The organism is Pseudomonas sp. Z2-11, from assembly GCF_054161305.1.
On the sequence record NZ_CP096395.1, the window covers coordinates 5,407,036 to 5,423,463 of the forward strand.

At 63.1% G+C, this 16,428-nt stretch carries 15 protein-coding genes; 6 read left to right on the forward strand and 9 right to left on the reverse strand.

The window, feature by feature from the left end:
• Positions 1–53: 53 nt before the first annotated feature.
• Positions 54–725, reverse strand: coding sequence for a nicotinate-nucleotide adenylyltransferase (gene nadD, locus M1E16_RS24035; protein ID WP_434574088.1), 672 nt, complete (start codon positions 723–725; stop codon positions 54–56).
• Positions 726–753: 28 nt separating this feature from the next.
• The gene (locus M1E16_RS24040; protein WP_458128554.1) at positions 754–2,025 is read right to left on the reverse strand and encodes a glutamate-5-semialdehyde dehydrogenase; all 1,272 of its coding nucleotides are present in this window, start codon (positions 2,023–2,025) and stop codon (positions 754–756) included.
• A 198-nt stretch (positions 2,026–2,223) separates the two neighbouring features.
• Between M1E16_RS24040 and M1E16_RS24045 the strand changes: the two genes are divergently transcribed.
• Together M1E16_RS24045 and M1E16_RS24050 are read left to right on the forward strand one after the other, a co-directional pair.
• Entirely contained in the window at positions 2,224–2,904 is a 681-nt protein-coding gene (locus M1E16_RS24045) for a DNA-3-methyladenine glycosylase (RefSeq protein WP_370871057.1), read from the forward strand.
• 416 nt (positions 2,905–3,320) lie between these two features.
• The gene (locus M1E16_RS24050; RefSeq protein WP_458128555.1) at positions 3,321–4,637 is read left to right on the forward strand and encodes a bifunctional DedA family/phosphatase PAP2 family protein; all 1,317 of its coding nucleotides are present in this window, start codon (positions 3,321–3,323) and stop codon (positions 4,635–4,637) included.
• 143 nt (positions 4,638–4,780) lie between these two features.
• Here M1E16_RS24050 and M1E16_RS24055 read toward each other — a convergent pair whose 3' ends face one another.
• Genes M1E16_RS24055 through M1E16_RS24065 form a run of 3 tightly spaced genes read right to left on the reverse strand, consistent with a single transcriptional unit; the run spans position 4,781 to position 6,460 of the window.
• The gene (locus tag M1E16_RS24055; RefSeq protein WP_434571597.1) at positions 4,781–5,371 is read right to left on the reverse strand and encodes an LON peptidase substrate-binding domain-containing protein; all 591 of its coding nucleotides are present in this window, start codon (positions 5,369–5,371) and stop codon (positions 4,781–4,783) included.
• A gap of 10 nt (positions 5,372–5,381) precedes the next feature.
• The gene (locus M1E16_RS24060; RefSeq protein WP_305498569.1) at positions 5,382–6,098 is read right to left on the reverse strand and encodes an LrgB family protein; all 717 of its coding nucleotides are present in this window, start codon (positions 6,096–6,098) and stop codon (positions 5,382–5,384) included.
• A complete protein-coding gene (locus M1E16_RS24065) occupies positions 6,095–6,460 on the reverse strand; it encodes a CidA/LrgA family protein (protein ID WP_434672891.1) in 366 nt (121 codons plus the stop codon). Before M1E16_RS24065 ends, M1E16_RS24060 begins: the two co-directional genes overlap by 4 nt.
• Positions 6,461–6,649: 189 nt before the next feature.
• Here M1E16_RS24065 and M1E16_RS24070 point away from each other — a divergent pair, with 189 nt between their 5' ends.
• From M1E16_RS24070 to M1E16_RS24080, 3 genes are all read left to right on the forward strand, one after another.
• Complete coding sequence (locus tag M1E16_RS24070) at positions 6,650–7,105, forward strand: MaoC family dehydratase (RefSeq protein WP_305498567.1); 456 nt, start codon at positions 6,650–6,652, stop codon at positions 7,103–7,105.
• 93 nt (positions 7,106–7,198) lie between these two features.
• Entirely contained in the window at positions 7,199–8,917 is a 1,719-nt protein-coding gene (locus tag M1E16_RS24075; RefSeq protein WP_434698958.1) for a C13 family peptidase, read from the forward strand.
• A gap of 27 nt (positions 8,918–8,944) precedes the next feature.
• Positions 8,945–9,586 (forward strand): oxidoreductase, encoded by a 642-nt coding sequence (locus M1E16_RS24080; RefSeq protein ID WP_458128556.1) that lies wholly within the window; start codon positions 8,945–8,947, stop codon positions 9,584–9,586.
• A 259-nt stretch (positions 9,587–9,845) separates the two neighbouring features.
• Here the strand turns inward: M1E16_RS24080 and M1E16_RS24085 are convergent, their stop codons facing one another.
• From M1E16_RS24085 to M1E16_RS24100, 4 genes are all read right to left on the reverse strand, one after another.
• Positions 9,846–10,130 (reverse strand): YceK/YidQ family lipoprotein, encoded by a 285-nt coding sequence (locus M1E16_RS24085; protein ID WP_458128557.1) that lies wholly within the window; start codon positions 10,128–10,130, stop codon positions 9,846–9,848.
• Positions 10,123–10,770: a flavin prenyltransferase UbiX gene (gene ubiX / locus M1E16_RS24090; protein WP_305498563.1), complete on the reverse strand. Its 648-nt coding sequence runs from the start codon at positions 10,768–10,770 to the stop codon at positions 10,123–10,125. Before ubiX ends, M1E16_RS24085 begins: the two co-directional genes overlap by 8 nt.
• Entirely contained in the window at positions 10,767–12,116 is a 1,350-nt protein-coding gene (gene mpl, locus M1E16_RS24095; RefSeq protein WP_434601926.1) for a UDP-N-acetylmuramate:L-alanyl-gamma-D-glutamyl-meso-diaminopimelate ligase, read from the reverse strand. The genes ubiX and mpl overlap by 4 nt, the downstream gene beginning before the upstream one ends.
• 241 nt (positions 12,117–12,357) lie before the next feature.
• Complete coding sequence (locus M1E16_RS24100) at positions 12,358–14,262, reverse strand: sigma-54-dependent Fis family transcriptional regulator (RefSeq protein ID WP_458128558.1); 1,905 nt, start codon at positions 14,260–14,262, stop codon at positions 12,358–12,360.
• Between the two features lie 470 nt (positions 14,263–14,732).
• On the opposite strand from M1E16_RS24100, the gene exaC reads away from it, so the two are divergent.
• A complete protein-coding gene (gene exaC / locus M1E16_RS24105; RefSeq protein ID WP_305498559.1) occupies positions 14,733–16,253 on the forward strand; it encodes an acetaldehyde dehydrogenase ExaC in 1,521 nt (506 codons plus the stop codon).
• Positions 16,254–16,428: the final 175 nt, after the last annotated feature.

Below are 16,428 nucleotides of genomic sequence, written 5' to 3' on the forward strand. Positions count from 1 at the left end.
TATGTTCGGGCGCTTCGGTACACGTTGATTCGTGTCGGCGGAGCACGCCTTGTTCAGTTCGACGCACGGTACAGACCGTGCGCATCGATGTAGGCCAGGACCGCGTCGGGCACCAGGAAACGTACCGACTTACCGCTGGCCAGCAGTTGACGGATCTGGGTGGCGGATACCGCGAGCGGCGTCTGCCAGACGAATGCAATCTGTCCGCTCGGCCCCTTGAGGGCCAACGGGTCGCTCACCGAGCGCGCCGCCAGCAGGTTGCGCAAGGCATCCGGCGGTTCGCTGTCGGCATCCGGGCGTTGCAGCACCAGGATGTGGCAATGCTGGAGCAACTCTTCCCAGCGGTGCCAAGTGGGCAGGCCGCAAAATGCGTCCCAGCCCAGAAGCAGGAAAACCTGGGCATCGGCGGCCAGCTCGGCGCGCATCAGCTCCAGGGTATCAATGGTGTAGGACGGTTTGTCCCGCTGCAATTCGCGGGCGTCCACCACCAACGGCGCCACACCGGCCACCGCGCACTCGACCATCGCCAGGCGATCCTGCGCCGACACCTGCGGCGTATCCCGATGAGGTGGCCGGGCGCTGGGCGTCAGGCGCAGCTCATCGAGGGCCAGGGCATCGGCGACTTCCAGCGCACCGCGCAAATGGCCGATGTGCACCGGGTCGAACGTACCGCCCAGGATACCGATGCGCTTTGGCGCGGTCGCCGTCACAGCGGGCGTAGTCATGGAGGCCAGTGGGTCGAGGTCGCCCAAGTCAGGCTGGCTCCTGTCCGCGCAACTGGCCGTCACCGACCACGATGTACTTCTCGCAGGTCAGGCCTTCCAGGCCCACCGGGCCACGGGCGTGCAGCTTATCAGTAGAAATGCCGATCTCGGCACCCAATCCGTATTCGAAGCCGTCGGCAAAACAGGTCGGGGTGTTGATCATCACCGACGCCGAATCCACTTCAGCCACGAAGCGCCGGGTTTCGCCCTGGTGCTCGCTGACGATGGAATCGGTGTGGTGGGATCCGTGGCGATTGATGTGCTCGATGGCCTGGTCCAGCCCGTCCACCACGCGGATCGACAGGATTGGCGCGAGGTACTCGGTGTCCCAGTCCTCTGGCGTCGCGACTGCGGCCTCGATGATCGCCCGGGTCCGCTCGCAGCCACGCAGCTCGACGCCTTTTTCGCGGAACTGGGCCGCCATCGATGGCAGGAAATCCCCGGCGACGGCCTGGTCCACCAGCAGGGTCTCCATCGCGCCGCAGATGCCATAACGGTAGGTCTTGGCATTGAAGGCGATGCGCTGGGCCTTGGGCAATTCGGCGTGGGCGCTGACGTAGACATGGCAGATGCCGTCCAGGTGCTTGATCACCGGTACGCGGGCGTCGCGGCTGACCCGTTCGATCAGGCCCTTGCCGCCACGCGGGACGATCACGTCGACGAACTCGGGCATGGTGATCAACGCGCCGACCGCGGCGCGATCAGTGGTTTCCACCACTTGCACGACCGCCGCCGGCAGGTTGGCTTCGGCCAGCCCGCGCTGGATGCAGGCGGCAATCGCACGGTTCGAATGGATCGCCTCGGAACCGCCGCGCAGGATGGTCGCGTTACCCGACTTCAGGCACAGGCTCGCGGCGTCGATGGTCACGTTCGGCCGCGACTCGTAGATGATCCCGACCACACCCAGGGGTACGCGCATCTTGCCGACCTGGATACCCGACGGCCGATAGCTCATGTCGCGGATCGCCCCGACCGGGTCCGGCAGAGCCGCCACCTGACGCAGACCGACGATCATGCCGTCGATGCGTGCCGGAGTCAGCGTCAGGCGTTCGAGCATGGCCGGCTCGAGCCCATTGGCCCGGCCGGCGGCCAGATCCAGCTCGTTGGCGGCGGACAGCTCGGCGCGCGCAGCGTCCAGCGCATTGGCGGCGGCCTGCAGGGCGCGGTTTTTCTGCGCGGTGCTGGCACGGCCGATGATGCGCGACGCTTCGCGGGCGGCGCGACCCAGGCGGGTCATGTAGTCAAGAACGGACTCAGTCATGGTCTGTGTGGTCTTGGCAAAGAGGAAAGCGGCAGATTATAGCTGTCGTAACCCGCGACTAACAGCATGGACTGACAGCGGTGACCGGCGGAGAAGCAAAACCGGCATGAATCGCTAGTGTTTCCGTGAATGTTCAGCGGTAATTAAGCTTTCCATTGTTATCATCTCGCTACTTTTGGCCCTGTTCCGTCCATGACCATGACCGATTCGCCTCCGATGCCCACTGCTTTGCCACACGCTTTTTTTGACCGCGACGCCCAGGAGCTTGCCAAGGATCTGCTGGGCAAGGTGATTCGCCACAAGGTTGGCGACCTGTGGCTGAGCGCGAGGATCATCGAGACCGAAGCGTATTACTTCGCCGAAAAGGGCAGCCACGCCTCGTTGGGCTACACGGAAAAGCGTAAGGCTTTGTTTCTGGATGGCGGCCACATCTATATGTACTACGCGCGGGGCGGCGATTCGCTGAATTTCAGCGCCCAAGGCCCGGGCAATGCCGTATTGATCAAATCGGCGTATCCCTGGGTGGACGCCATCAGCGGCCCGGCAAGCCTGGCGCAGATGCTGTTGAACAACCCCGATGCGCAAGGCCGGCCACGTACACCGCAAAAACTTTGTGCCGGACAGACCTTGCTGTGCAAGGCGCTGGGCCTGAAAGTGCCGGACTGGGACGCCAGACGCTTCGACCCTGAACGGCTGCTGGTGGAGGATGTGGGTGTGCCGACGGTCAATGTGATTCAGACCACTCGCCTGGGCATCCCGCTGGGACGAGATGAGCACCTGCTTTACCGCTTCGTCGACGCCGCCTATGCACCATGGTGCACCCGCAACCCGTTGCGACGCGGGCAGGTCGAGGGGCGGGATTATTTTCTGCTTTCCTGAATCGACAATTTGCCCTGTGGGAGCGAGCCTGCCCGCGAAGAGGACAGCCCTGCACCATTGATGTTGACTGATACACCGCTTTCGCGAGCAGGCTCGCTCCCACATTGAATCTTCAGTGGACGCGGATTTTGGTTACACCCGGAATTACCCTGTGGGAGCGAGCTTGCTCGCGATGGCGTCAGGCTTGTGAAGTGAAGGCTGGCTGACACACCGCTTTCGCGAGCAGGCTCGCTCCCACATTGAATCTTCAGTGGACGCGGATTTGGTTACACCCGGAATTACCCTGTGGGAGCGAGCTTGCTCGCGAATGGCGTCAGGCTTGTGAAGTGAAGGCTGGCTGACACACCGCTTTCGCGAGCAGGCTCGCTCCCACGGTAAAAAAACATGCGGTTTGAACAATAAATGGAGTTGTCCTTATGGGCCCTTGGCTCGATAGCATTACCGGCTGGCTGACCGTCAACCCGCAATGGCTGGCGGTGGCGGTGTTTGTCGTTGCTTGTATTGAATGCCTGGCGATTGCCGGGTTGATCGTGCCGGGCACCGTGCTGTTATTCGCGATTGCGGTGCTGGCCGGCAGCGGCGCTTTGTCCCTGGGCGAGACATTGCTGCTGGGCCTTTTGGGGGGGCTGCTGGGGGACCTGGTGTCCTATTTCCTCGGCCGGCATTTCCACCAGAACATCCGGCGCCTGCCGGGGCTGCGGCAACATCCGGAATGGATGAGCGCGGCCGAGAGCTACTTCCAGCGCTATGGAATCGCCAGCCTGCTGGTGGGGCGGTTTATCGGACCGTTGAGGCCGATGCTGCCGATGGTAGCCGGGATGTGCGACATGCCGTTCCCACGCTTCGCCGCCGTCAGCGTGCTCGCCGCGGCGGGCTGGACCGTGGCCTACCTGTTGCCGGGCTGGGCCACCGGCGCAGCGTTCCGCCTGCCGTTGCCCGAAGGTTTCTGGCCGCAGGCCGGCGTGGTCATCGGCAGCATCGCCGTGATGCTCGGGCTGAGTGTCAATAGCAGCCTGCGTCGTCATCGCCATGCCTCAGCGATCATCGCAAGTGTCGGTCTGGCGATCCTGATCGGCCTGTTTGTCGGCTTTCGTTACCTCACAGCCTTCGACCAGGGCCTGATCGCCCTGGTGCAGGAGCATCGCAGCGCGACCCTGGACGAGATTGCCGTGACGTTCACGCTGATCGGTGAATTCCGCTACATGTTGATCGTCTGCAGCCTGGTGACCGTGTTGCTGCTGTTTGCACGACAATGGCGGCAGGCAATCTTTGCCGGCGGCACGATGCTGCTGACGGCCCTGGCCAACACTGGATTGAAACTGTTTTTCGCCCGCGTGCGCCCTGAGATCCTCAGCGAACCCTTGACCAGCTACAGCATGCCCAGCGGCCACGCCTCCGGCGCTTTCGCCCTGTTCCTGAGCCTGGCGATACTGGCCGGTCGCGGCCAACCGCCGCGCCTGCGCCTGACCTGGCTACTGCTCGGCTCGTTACCTGCGCTGGCGATTGCCTTGTCGCGGGTGTACCTCGGCGCCCACTGGCCGAGCGACATTGTCGCCGGTGCCGTGCTCGCCGCCACGGTCTGCGCTGCTGTCCTGTGGCTGAGCCAGCGCCAGGAACCGTTGCGCGCCATGTCGCCGAAAGTCTGGTGGCTGGTCCTGCCGGCGCTGGCGGCGGCGTTCAGCTTCTTCGCCCTGCGGCACCTTCCGCATGCGATGTTGCGGTATGCCTACTAAAGCGCAGGCGCCGCCCCAACCTGTGGGAGCGAGCCTGCTCGCGAAAGCGGAGTGTCATTCAGCACATCCGCCAGCTGATCCACCGCTTTCGCGAGCAGGCTCGCTCCCACAGAGGTCCGCGTTGATCTGACGGTATAAGCACCTTAGGCAAACAGCTCACCCTGCAACTCATCCAGCAAGGCCTGGATCGCATCCAGGCGCTGCTGCGGGTCGTCGAGTTGCAGCAGGTCGATCTTGTCCAGTTCGTTGAACGGCAGCAGGTAAGCCAATTGATTGGCCAGTGACTGCTGACCGGTAGCCTCGGTGCCCATGTTCAGCGCCTCGACCATCGGGTGTTCCGCCAGGGCCCTGAGCAGCGCCACCAGGTCAGCATCCTCGTCCTGCAGCGGTTGCTCCGGCTCGTCTTCCAGCCACTCGATTTCAGCGACAGTCAGTTGATCCGGCTGGACACTGCTGGCATGCACGATGAAGCGCCGGCCGCCCTGCACACGAATGCCCAGCAGGCCGTTGTCCTGCTGGGAGAAGTCGGTAATCAGCGCCTCGCAGCCCACCCGGGCATAACCGTCGGGCGCGATACCGACCTCTTCGCCGTCAAGGATGCAGACCACCCCGAAGCCTTCGCCTTTTTTCATGCAGCGCCCGATCATATCGAGGTAACGTGCCTCGAAAATCTGCAGGTCGAGGATGCAACCGGGAAACAGCACGGTGTTCAATGGGAAAAGCGGCAAGCTCATAACCTGTTCCTTAGACCGTCATCGACACCACCAGCGGCAGCAGCACCGCCGTGGCCACGCCCATCAGACTCATCGCCAGCGCCGCGAAGGCACCGGACTCCTCGCTTTCCTGCAAGGCCACCGACGTACCCACCGCATGGGCAGTCAGCCCCAAGGCTATGCCCCGGGCCTCAGGGCTATGGACACCGAGCCGGGTCAGAATGCTCGGGCCGAGGATCGCGCCAAGCACCCCGGTGATCAGCACGAACACCGCCGCCATCGCCGCCACGCCACCGATCTGCTCGGCCACCAACATGGCGATCGGCGAGGTGACCGACTTGGGCGCCATGGTCATCAGAATCATGTGTTCGGCGCCAAAAGCCCAGCCCAGCACCACCGCTGAGCCGGTGGCAAACACCCCGCCTATCACCAGCGTAGTAAAAATCGGCCAGAACAATTGGCGGATTCGCCGCAGGTTCAGGTACAACGGCACCGCCAACGCCACGGTCGCGGGGCCCAGCAAAATGCTGAGGATTTCGGTGCTTTTGCGATATTCCGCGTAGCTGATGCCGCAGCCGACCAGCACGACGATCAACAGCACCATCGACATCAATACCGGCTGCAGGAACACCCAACGGGTCTTTTCATACGCCGCCAACACCAACTGGTAGGCGCCCAGGGTAATGCCGATGCCGAACAGTGGATGGTGAATCACCGACGTCCAGGCCCCCTGCCAATCGAACATCATCGGGCATCCTCCGGCTCGACGATATGGCGCCGGGCCAAACGTTGCATCAGCACGCCCGTCAGCGCCACGGAGAGCACCAGCGACAACACCAGCGCGCCAACGATGGCCCAGAAGTCGGCAGCGATCGCCCGGGCATAGACCATCACGCCCACCGCCGGCGGCACCAGCAGCAACGGCAGATAACGCAGCAGGCTGCCGGCGGCAAGGTTCAACGGCTCGCTGACTTCGCCACGGACGATCAGATAGCCCAGCAACAACAGCAGCCCAATGATCGGCCCCGGCAGGATCGGCAGGAACAAATGATTGATGGCGGTGCCCAGCAATTGGAACAGCACCAGCCAGGTCAGGCCCCGTAGCAACATCCGTTCTCTCCCCTGTAACACGTGTTCAAGCATGCGCGCGCATTATAAACACGCCCGCGCTATGGGTCGGCATTCGTAAAAAGCATGGTCGATGACCGGCCCCGCCGGTCATGTTGATCTACAGTGGTTTGCGGGGACACAGATCCCCGTTCCAGAAAAAATAGAACAGATGACCCCAGGAGAGTCTCAATGCCCTACGTTCCCGTTGCAGAGCTCAAGGATTATGTCGGCAAGGAACTTGGATACTCCGACTGGCTGACCATCGACCAGGAGCGCATCAACCTGTTCGCCGAAGCCACCGGCGACTTCCAGTTCATCCACGTCGATCCGGTCAAGGCCGCGCAGACCCCGTTCGGCAGCACGATCGCCCACGGGTTCCTGTCGCTGTCGCTGATGCCCAAGCTGATGGAAGACATCCTGCTCCTTCCTGAGGGGGTGAAGATGGTGATCAACTACGGGCTGGACAGCGTGCGCTTCATCCAGCCAGTGAAAGTCGATTCCAAGGTCCGGCTCAAGGTCGACCTGGTGGACGTTACCGAGAAAAAACCTGGCCAATGGCTGCTCAAGGCCACCGCCACCCTGGAAATCGAAGGCTCGGAAAAACCAGCCTATATCGCCGAGCCGCTGTCACTCTGCTTCGTATAGGCCCTTGCGATCGCGAAACCGCTCATGCAGTTTCGCATCGCTTCAACGCGCATAGCTGCGGCATACTCGTCGCCTGATTACCTGGATCCCGTTATGCGCGCACTTGTACCCCTGACCCTGACCCTCCTGCTCACCGCCTGCGGAAACGGCGAATCACCGCTGCCCCCAGACGCACGCCTGCCCGACGGCGGACGCTATCGCGGCGATCTGGTAGACGGGCTGTTGCAGGGCCAGGGACGCATCGACTATCCCAACGGCAGCTGGTACGCCGGGCAGTTCGACAAGGGCCAGTGGCACGGCACCGGGGAATGGCATGGCAGCAATGGCGAGGTCTATCGCGGCCAGTTCCAGCATGGCCTGTTCCACGGCCAGGGCAGCCTGACCACACCGACCAGCAGCTACACCGGCGGTTTCAAGTTGGGCCGGCGGGACGGTGAAGGCACGCTCAAGGAAAACGGCGTGACCTACCGGGGCGAGTTCAAGGCCGACCGCTACTCCGGTCTCGGCCGCCTGGAACTCGACGACGGCAGCCAGTACCAAGGCCCGTTCGTCAACGGCAAGCCCAACGGCGAAGGCCAGCGCTTCGACGCCAGCGGCAACCAGTTCACCGGCCATTTCGTCGACGGCCAGCTCCAGGGCAAGGGCACGTTCAACAGCGCCGAAGGCGACGTCTACATCGGCGGCTTCAGGAATAACCAGCTCAACGGCCGCGGTCGCTACGAAAACGCCGATGGCGATGTCTGGATTGGCCAGTTCAAGGACGGTGCGCTGACCGGCAAGGGTGAACTGATCGGAGCCGATGGCAGCCACTACCGCGGGCGCTTCAATGACTGGCGCTTCACCGGCGAAGGTCGCCTGAACCTGCCCGACGGCAGCTTCTACATCGGCCAGTTCGAAGGCGACAGCTACCACGGGCGCGGCACGCTGGTGCTGACCGACGGCACCGTACAGAGCGGCACCTGGGCCAACGGCCAACGAATCCGTGACGCCGACGGCAAGCTGTTGCCCGATGTGCTCGAACTCGGCCTGCTGGCCCAGGGTCGCCTGCTGGACGAGGCCCTCGCCAACATCCCGGCCTCGACGTCGGCGGTGGAACTGTACAGTCTGACCCTGGGCGGCGATGGCAAGCAAAGCGTGTTCCTGCGTGAGTCCGACTATGTCGCCAACATGCTCGCCAGCCGTTTTGGCGCATTCGGCCAGATTCGCCTGGTGAACCATCGCGATCACCTCGGCGACCGGCCCATGGCCACTCGCGAAAACCTGCGCCGTGCCGCTGCCACGCTGGCCGAACGCAGCGGCCCGGAAGACCTGGTGTTCATCTACCTGACCAGCCACGGCAGCAGCGAACATGAACTGGTACTCGACCAGCCGCGCATGGAGCTGGCCGACCTGCCCGCCGACGAGTTGGCCGCGGTGCTGGCGCCGCTGAAGAATCGCGACAAGATCATTGTGATCTCGGCCTGTTATTCCGGCGGTTTCATCCCCGCGCTCAAGGACGAACGGACCCTGATCATGACCGCCTCCCGGGCCGACCGAGTGTCTTTCGGCTGCTCCGAGGAGGCCAACTTCACCTATTTCGGCGATGCCTTGTTCGCCCAGGCGCTGAACCAGACCGACGATCTGGAACAAGCCTTCAAGCGGGCCAAGGGCATCGTTGCCGAACGGGAGCAGGCGGACAATTTCGAAGCGTCCGAACCACAGATGTGGGCGCCCCGGACCGTGCTTTCTCATTGGCAGCTGTTGCGCAAGCAACAGGCGCGAAAAGCATTGCAAAGTGCTGCGTTGAACGACGAGGCTAAAAAGAGCAACTAAGCTGAACCGTATCAAGGGGGAAACACTATGTACTTGACGCCTCAGCATGTTTTGCTCGCCGGCGCGACCGGATTGACCGGGGAACATCTACTGGACCGGCTGCTGAACGAGCCGACCATCACTCGGGTACTGGCGCCTTCCCGCCGGCCATTGGCCGAGCATCCGCACCTGGAAAACCCGGTTGGGGAACCGGCCGAACTGCTGCCACGGCTTGGCGGCCAGGTCGACATCGCCTTCTGCTGCCTCGGCACGACCATCAAGAAAGCCGGCTCCGAATCGGCCTTTCGCGCGGTCGACCTGGACCTGGTGGTGGCCTTCGCCAACCGCGCGCGGGAATTGGGCGCACGGCACCTGGTGGTGATCAGCGCCCTCGGGGCCGACCCGAAATCGTCGATTTTCTACAACCGGGTCAAGGGTGAAATGGAAGCTGCGCTCCGCGCGCAGGATTGGCCGCAACTGACCATCTGCCGACCTTCGTTGCTGTTGGGCGACCGGGTTGAACCACGCCTGGCCGAGCAATTGGCCGGCCCGTTGTCCAAGCTGATCCCAGGCAAATACCACGGCATCGAAGCCTGCCAACTGGCCCGGGCCATGTGGCGACTTGCGCTGGAGGAGCAGGATGGGGTGCGGGTAGTGGAGTCGGATGAGTTGCGCAAGCTGGGCAAATGATCATGTGGTGCCTGGCCGGGCGCCTTCGCGAGCAGGCTCGCTCCCACAAGGATCGCATTCAACGAGGCCCTGTGGGAGCGAGCCTGCTCGCGAAGGGCGGAACACCGATCCAAAGCCAGGTATTCATCGTGGCGAGGGAGCTTGCTCCCGCTCGACTGCGCAGCAGTCGCCCTCGGTTCTGGATCAGCCTGAAAAGCTGGGGGCTGCTTTGCAGCCCAGCGGGAGCAAGCTCCCTCGCCACGGGGTCCAGTGGTGTCTATTACATCCCACCGGTCGCTTGAAACCCCACGCCAATCACCGTCAGCAACGACAACGGCAACAGCAACGTATCCAGCAGCGCACTCCCCGGCAGATCGAGACCCGGATAGCTCGGCGCCTCGGCGCCAAAACGGTCCTTGGCGCAGCAGCCACCGTTAAGGGCGTACATGTCCAGCCGCGCCCCCGCATACACCACCGGCGCTCCCGGCTTGGCGGCGTCGAGGGTGCGGGCAGTGGCGCAGCCGGTCAGTTGCAACACCAGCAACACCGCCAGCAGCTTATTCATCGCTGCCCGGATGATGCTCGCCCCAACGTGGCAGCATGTCTTGCGGCAGGTTCAGCAAGTTGAGGATCCGCGCGACCACGAAATCGATCAGGTCGTCGATGGTCTGCGGCTGATGGTAGAAGCCCGGCGAGGCCGGCAGGATGGTCACGCCCATGTTCGACAGCTTGAGCATGTGCTCCAGGTGAATGCTCGAATACGGCGCTTCCCGCGGCACCAGGATCAACTGGCGGCGCTCTTTGAGCGTGACGTCCGCCGCCCGCTCGATCAGGTTGTTGCAGGCCCCGGTGGCGATCGCCGACAGCGTACCGGTGGAACACGGCACCACGACCATCGCCGCCGGCGCGCCGGAGCCCGAAGCCACCGGTGACATCCAGTCTTCCTTGCCATACACACGAATCTGCCCTGCCGCCGCACCGGTGTACTCGGTGAGAAAGGCCTGCATCATCTGCGTCTTGGGTGGCAACGTCACGTCGGTCTCGGTGGCCATCACCAACTGCGCGGCCTTGGAGATGAGGAAGTGCACCTCGCGATCCTCACGCACCAGGCAATCGAGCAGGCGCAAGCCGTACTGGGCGCCGGAAGCGCCGGTCATTGCCAGCGTGATGCGTTCGGGGCCGTTGCTCTCCAAGCGGGTATTCATTTCAGTGCCTCGGCGAGTTTGCCGTGCAGGCCGCCGAAGCCGCCGTTGCTCATGATCACCACATGGGTGCCGGGCTGGGCCTGGCTCTTCACGCGCTCGATGATGCCCTCCAGGGAATCGCTGACAATCGACGGCACCGTGCACAGCGCAGCCGTGGCGCCGAGGTCCCAGCCGAGGTTGGCCGGCGCGTACCAGATCACCTGGTCGGCATCGACCACGCTTTCCGGCAGGCCGTCGCGGTGAGCGCCGAGTTTCATGGAATTGGAGCGCGGCTCGATGATCGCAATCAGCGGCGCATCGCCGATGCGCTTGCGCAGACCGTCGAGGGTGGTGGCAATAGCGGTCGGATGGTGGGCGAAGTCGTCATAAATGGTGATGCCGTTCACCTCGGCGACTTTTTCCATCCGCCGTTTCACACTCTTGAACGCGCTCAACGCGGCGATGCCCATGGACGGGACCACCCCGACGTGCCGGGCCGCCGCCAGCGTGGCCAAGGCGTTGGCGACGTTGTGCTGGCCGGTCATGTCCCATTCGACCACGCCTTGGGACTGGCCTTCGAACATGACTTCGAACGCCGAACCGTCATCCTTGAGCAGCTTCACCTGCCACTGACCGCCCGCACCGGTGGTTTGCACCGGGGTCCAGCAGCCCATCTCAATGACCCGCTGCAAGGCCGGCTCGGTGGTCGGATGGATGACCAGGCCTTCACTTGGGATGGTCCGCACCAAATGGTGGAATTGGCGCTCGATGGCCGGCAGATCAGGGAAGATGTCAGCGTGGTCGAACTCAAGATTGTTGAGGATCGCCGTGCGCGGACGGTAGTGGACGAATTTCGAGCGTTTATCGAAAAACGCGCTGTCGTATTCATCGGCCTCGATCACGAAGAATGGCGTGCCACCGAGGCGCGCCGACACCGAAAAATTCTGCGGCACGCCACCGATCAGGAAACCCGGGCTCATGCCCGCATGCTCCAGCACCCAGGCGAGCATGCTGCTGGTGGTGGTCTTGCCGTGAGTACCGGCGACGGCCAGGACCCAACGGCCCTGCAACACATGATCGGCCAGCCACTGCGGCCCCGACACGTACGGCAAGCCTTTGTTGAGCACGTATTCCACCGCCGGGTTGCCACGGGACATGGCGTTGCCGATAACCACCAGGTCCGGCGCCGGGTCCAGTTGCGCCGGGTCGTAACCTTGGGTCAGCTCAATGCCCTGAGCCTCCAGCTGTGTGCTCATCGGCGGGTAGACGTTGGCGTCGGAACCGGTCACATGATGGCCCAGTTCCTTGGCCAGGACCGCCATCGAACCCATGAAAGTGCCGCAAATACCGAGAATATGGATGTGCATAGTCGACCTCGTAAAACATGGCCGCAGGTTAGCGTAGGGAGGGGGAAATCGCACCTTGTGTTTCGAACTTATCCGCGCCAGAACACCGCAGATTCCTGCTGGAGCACAGGTTTTTGTGGCGAGGGAGCTTGCTCCCGCTGGGCTGCAAAGCAGCCCCAAGCTTCCTTCACTCTGAAACCAAAGGCGACTGCTGCGCAGCCGAGCGGGAGCAAGCTCCCTCGCCACAAAAGCAGTCCGTAGCTCAGCGGGCAATCGCGTGTTTGCGCAGCTTGCGGTAGAGGGTATTGCGGCTAATCCCCAGCTGTTCGGCGGTGTGGGTCATGTGCCAACGCTGACGTTCCAGCGCATCGAGCAACGCCAGGCGCTCGGCATCTTCCAACGGATGCTCGGTCGGGGTTTCGACCACCGCAACCGGGCGTTGGCGAATCATCACCGGCAGATCCTCCAGCCCAATCCGCCCGCCGTCGCACAACGCCGCAAGAGTCCGCAGCACATTGCGCAACTGCCGCACGTTGCCCGGCCAGTCGAACGCCAGCAGCGCCTGGCGCGCCGGCTCGTCGATGAATACCGTCTCGGCACCGCTCTCCTCGGCCAGAAGGAAATCCAGCAACTGGGATTTGTCGCTGCGCTCGCGCAATGCCGGAAGCGGGATTTCCAGGCCGTTGAGGCGGTAGTACAAATCCTCGCGAAAACTGCCGTCGGCCACCCGGTCAAGTAATTGCCGGTGAGTGGCACTGATGATGCGCACGTTCACCGCCTCGGGTTCGCCGCCGATGGGTACTACCTGACGATCCTCCAGCACCCGTAGCAAACGGGTCTGCAAGGCCAGGGGCATATCGCCGATCTCATCGAGAAACAGCGTGCCGCCGTCGGCCTGTTGCAGCTTGCCGCGCATGCCTTCCTTGCGCGCGCCGGTGAAGCTGCCGCCGCGATAACCGAACAGTTCGCTCTCGATCAGACTTTCCGGAATCGCGGCGCAATTGAGCGCGACGAAGTTTTTCCCGGCGCGCTGGCTGGCGTGGTGCACGGCCTTGGCAAACGCCTCCTTGCCGGAACCGGTTTCGCCCTGGATCAGCAGCGGCACATCGCGCTCGAACACCCGCAAAGCCTTGCGAAAATGCTCCTGCAACGCCGCGTCCCCCAGGCAGATGCCCGGCAGACGGGCGGGCTCGACAGCCTTGAGCACAGGCGCGACCGCAGCCGGCACGCTACGAGCTTGCCCACGCAGGACCGCGAACAAGTGCCGACCGTCACGGGTGCGCAGCGGCCAGCTGGCGCTGGCCTGGGCGCTGGCCCGACCCAGCAACTCATCCAGCGAACAGTCGAAAAAGTCCTCGACCCGCTGGCCGAGCAAGCCACCGCGAAGGTGCCCGAGCAGGTTCAGCGCGCTCTGGTTGACTGCACAGATGCGTCCTTCGCCGTCGAACGCCAAAAGCCCTTCGCTGAACAACCCCACGGACTCGGCCTGCAGATGAAAGCGCAGCAGCCATTGATTATCGAAACAACGAAGGAAATAACAGCTCTCGATCATCTTCGCCGAGAGATTGACCAGGGCCATGGTGTGGAACTGACTCTGGCGCGATACGTCCGGCCGCGCCGAGGACACGTCGAGCACCGCCAGCAGCTCGCCATGAGGGTCGAACACCGGGCTCGCCGAGCAGGTCAGGCCGGTGTGGCGGCCGCGAAAATGTTCTTCCTGGTGGATGGTCAGGGCCTGGCGTTCCACCAGGCAGGTACCGATGCCGTTGGTGCCTTCACAGGCTTCGCTCCAGTCGGCGCCGAGCCAGAGGCCGGCCCGTTCGAAAATCTTCCGTTCGCTGGGGGCGGTGACGCAATTGAGGATCACGCCCCGGGCATCGGTCAACAGCACCGCATGGCCGGCGCCGGACAATTGCTGGTGCAAGCTGGTCATCTCGGTACCGGCGATATGCAGAACCTGCTGCAGGCGCTCGCGACTTTCCAGCAACCGGCCATGCTCGAGCACGGTCGGCGCCAGGTTCTGCGCCGGGTCGAGGTGATAGTCCTCGAGGCAGCGCAGCCAGGAACGGGCAATCGACGGATCGCTGCCAGGCCCCTGCAAATGGGCCTTGCCCTGGGTGACCGTGAGGACTTGCCGGGCATGGCGACTCAAATGGTTGCTGTGCATTTCTTATTGTTCTCCCGAAGGACCCTTTGGACCTGCCGACACCTTACCCGTGGCGAGGGAGCTTGCTCCCGCTGGGCTGCGCAGCAGACCCAAAACCTGAGCACGCGGTGCATCAGGCTGACCGAGTTGGCTTTGGGGGGACTGCTTCGCGGTCCAGCGGGAGCAAGCTCCCTCGCCACGAAAAGCGGTCCGTCCATAGACTTGGCTTCAACGCCAGCATCCTCCAGCCCAACCACCTTTGCAATGCTGGCGCGACCTGCCAGTCACAGACTGTCTCGCCGATGGCACAAACTGTCCCACCCGCCGTATCGCAACCGTGACACAGCCCCTCCGTTTGTCCGACTAGCTCCTCCCAAAGTCTTGATTTCCGGGCCCTACAAGGCAATGGCCCGACCTTTGCTCTAGGCTTGAGTACCAGCGCGTTTCTTGCGCGGCTCCCTAATAAGCACAAAAGCCAAGGAGAACTCATCATGCGTTACGCTCACCCCGGTACTGAAGGCGCTATCGTTTCGTTCAAGGCCAAATACGGTAACTACATCGGCGGCGAGTTCGTCGCGCCTGTCAAAGGTCAGTACTTCACCAACACTTCCCCGGTCAATGGCCAGCCCATTGCAGAATTTCCGCGTTCCACCGCCGAAGACATCGACAAAGCCCTCGACGCTGCCCACGCGGCCGCTGATGCCTGGGGCGCCACATCGGTCCAGGCGCGTTCGCTGATCCTGCTGAAAATCGCCGACCGCATCGAACAGAACCTCGAAACCCTGGCGATCACCGAATCCTGGGACAACGGCAAGGCCGTGCGTGAAACCCTCAACGCCGACATCCCCCTGGCCGCCGACCACTTCCGCTACTTCGCCGGTTGCCTGCGGGCCCAGGAAGGCGCAGCCGCCGAAATCGACGGCAACACCGTGGCCTATCACATCCATGAACCGTTGGGCGTGGTCGGGCAGATCATCCCGTGGAACTTCCCCCTGCTGATGGCCGCCTGGAAGCTCGCGCCGGCCCTGGCCGCCGGCAACTGCGTGGTGCTCAAGCCCGCCGAGCAGACCCCGCTGGGCATCTGCGTGCTCATGGAGCTGATCGGCGACCTGCTGCCGCCGGGCGTGCTGAACGTTGTGCAAGGTTTCGGCAAGGAAGCCGGCGAAGCCCTCGCCACCAGCAAACGCATCGCCAAGATTGCCTTCACCGGCTCGACACCGGTCGGCTCGCACATCATGAAATGCGCCGCCGAAAACATCATCCCGTCCACCGTGGAACTGGGCGGCAAATCGCCGAACATCTTCTTCGAAGACATCATGCAGGCCGAGCCGAGCTTCATCGAAAAAGCCGCCGAAGGCCTGGTGCTGGCGTTCTTCAACCAGGGTGAAGTCTGCACCTGCCCATCCCGGGCGCTGGTGCAAGAGTCGATCTACGACGAATTCATGCAAGTGGTGATGAAGAAGATCCAGCAGATCAAGCGCGGCGACCCGCTGGACACCGACACCATGGTCGGCGCCCAGGCGTCCGAGCAGCAATTCGACAAGATCCTGTCTTACCTGGAAATCGCCCGAGGCGAAGGCGCCGAGCTGCTGACCGGCGGCAAGGTGGAAAAACTCGAAGGCAACCTGGCCAGCGGTTATTACATCCAGCCGACCCTGCTCAAGGGCACCAACAAGATGCGCGTGTTCCAGGAAGAAATCTTCGGCCCGGTGGTGAGCATCACCACCTTCAAGGATGAAGCCGAAGCCCTGGCGATCGCCAACGACACCGAGTTCGGCCTCGGCGCCGGCCTCTGGACCCGCGACATCAACCGCGCCTACCGCATGGGCCGGGCGATCAAGGCGGGTCGCGTCTGGACCAACTGCTACCACCTGTACCCGGCGCATGCCGCGTTTGGCGGCTACAAGAAGTCCGGTGTGGGGCGTGAGACGCACAAGATGATGCTCGACCATTACCAGCAAACCAAGAATCTGCTGGTGAGCTACGACATCAATCCGTTGGGGTTCTTCTAAGCCAGAGAGGGCGAGACAGGCTTTCCTGCTTCGCCCTCTGGATTGCTTTCGCGAGCAGGCTCGCTCCCACAGGGATCTGTGGATAACTCTTCTTTGGGTTGGCATAGATCCACTGTGGGAGCGAGCCTGCTCGCGAAGGCGGCGGTCCAGCTTGCATCCATGCTGCATGCAACAC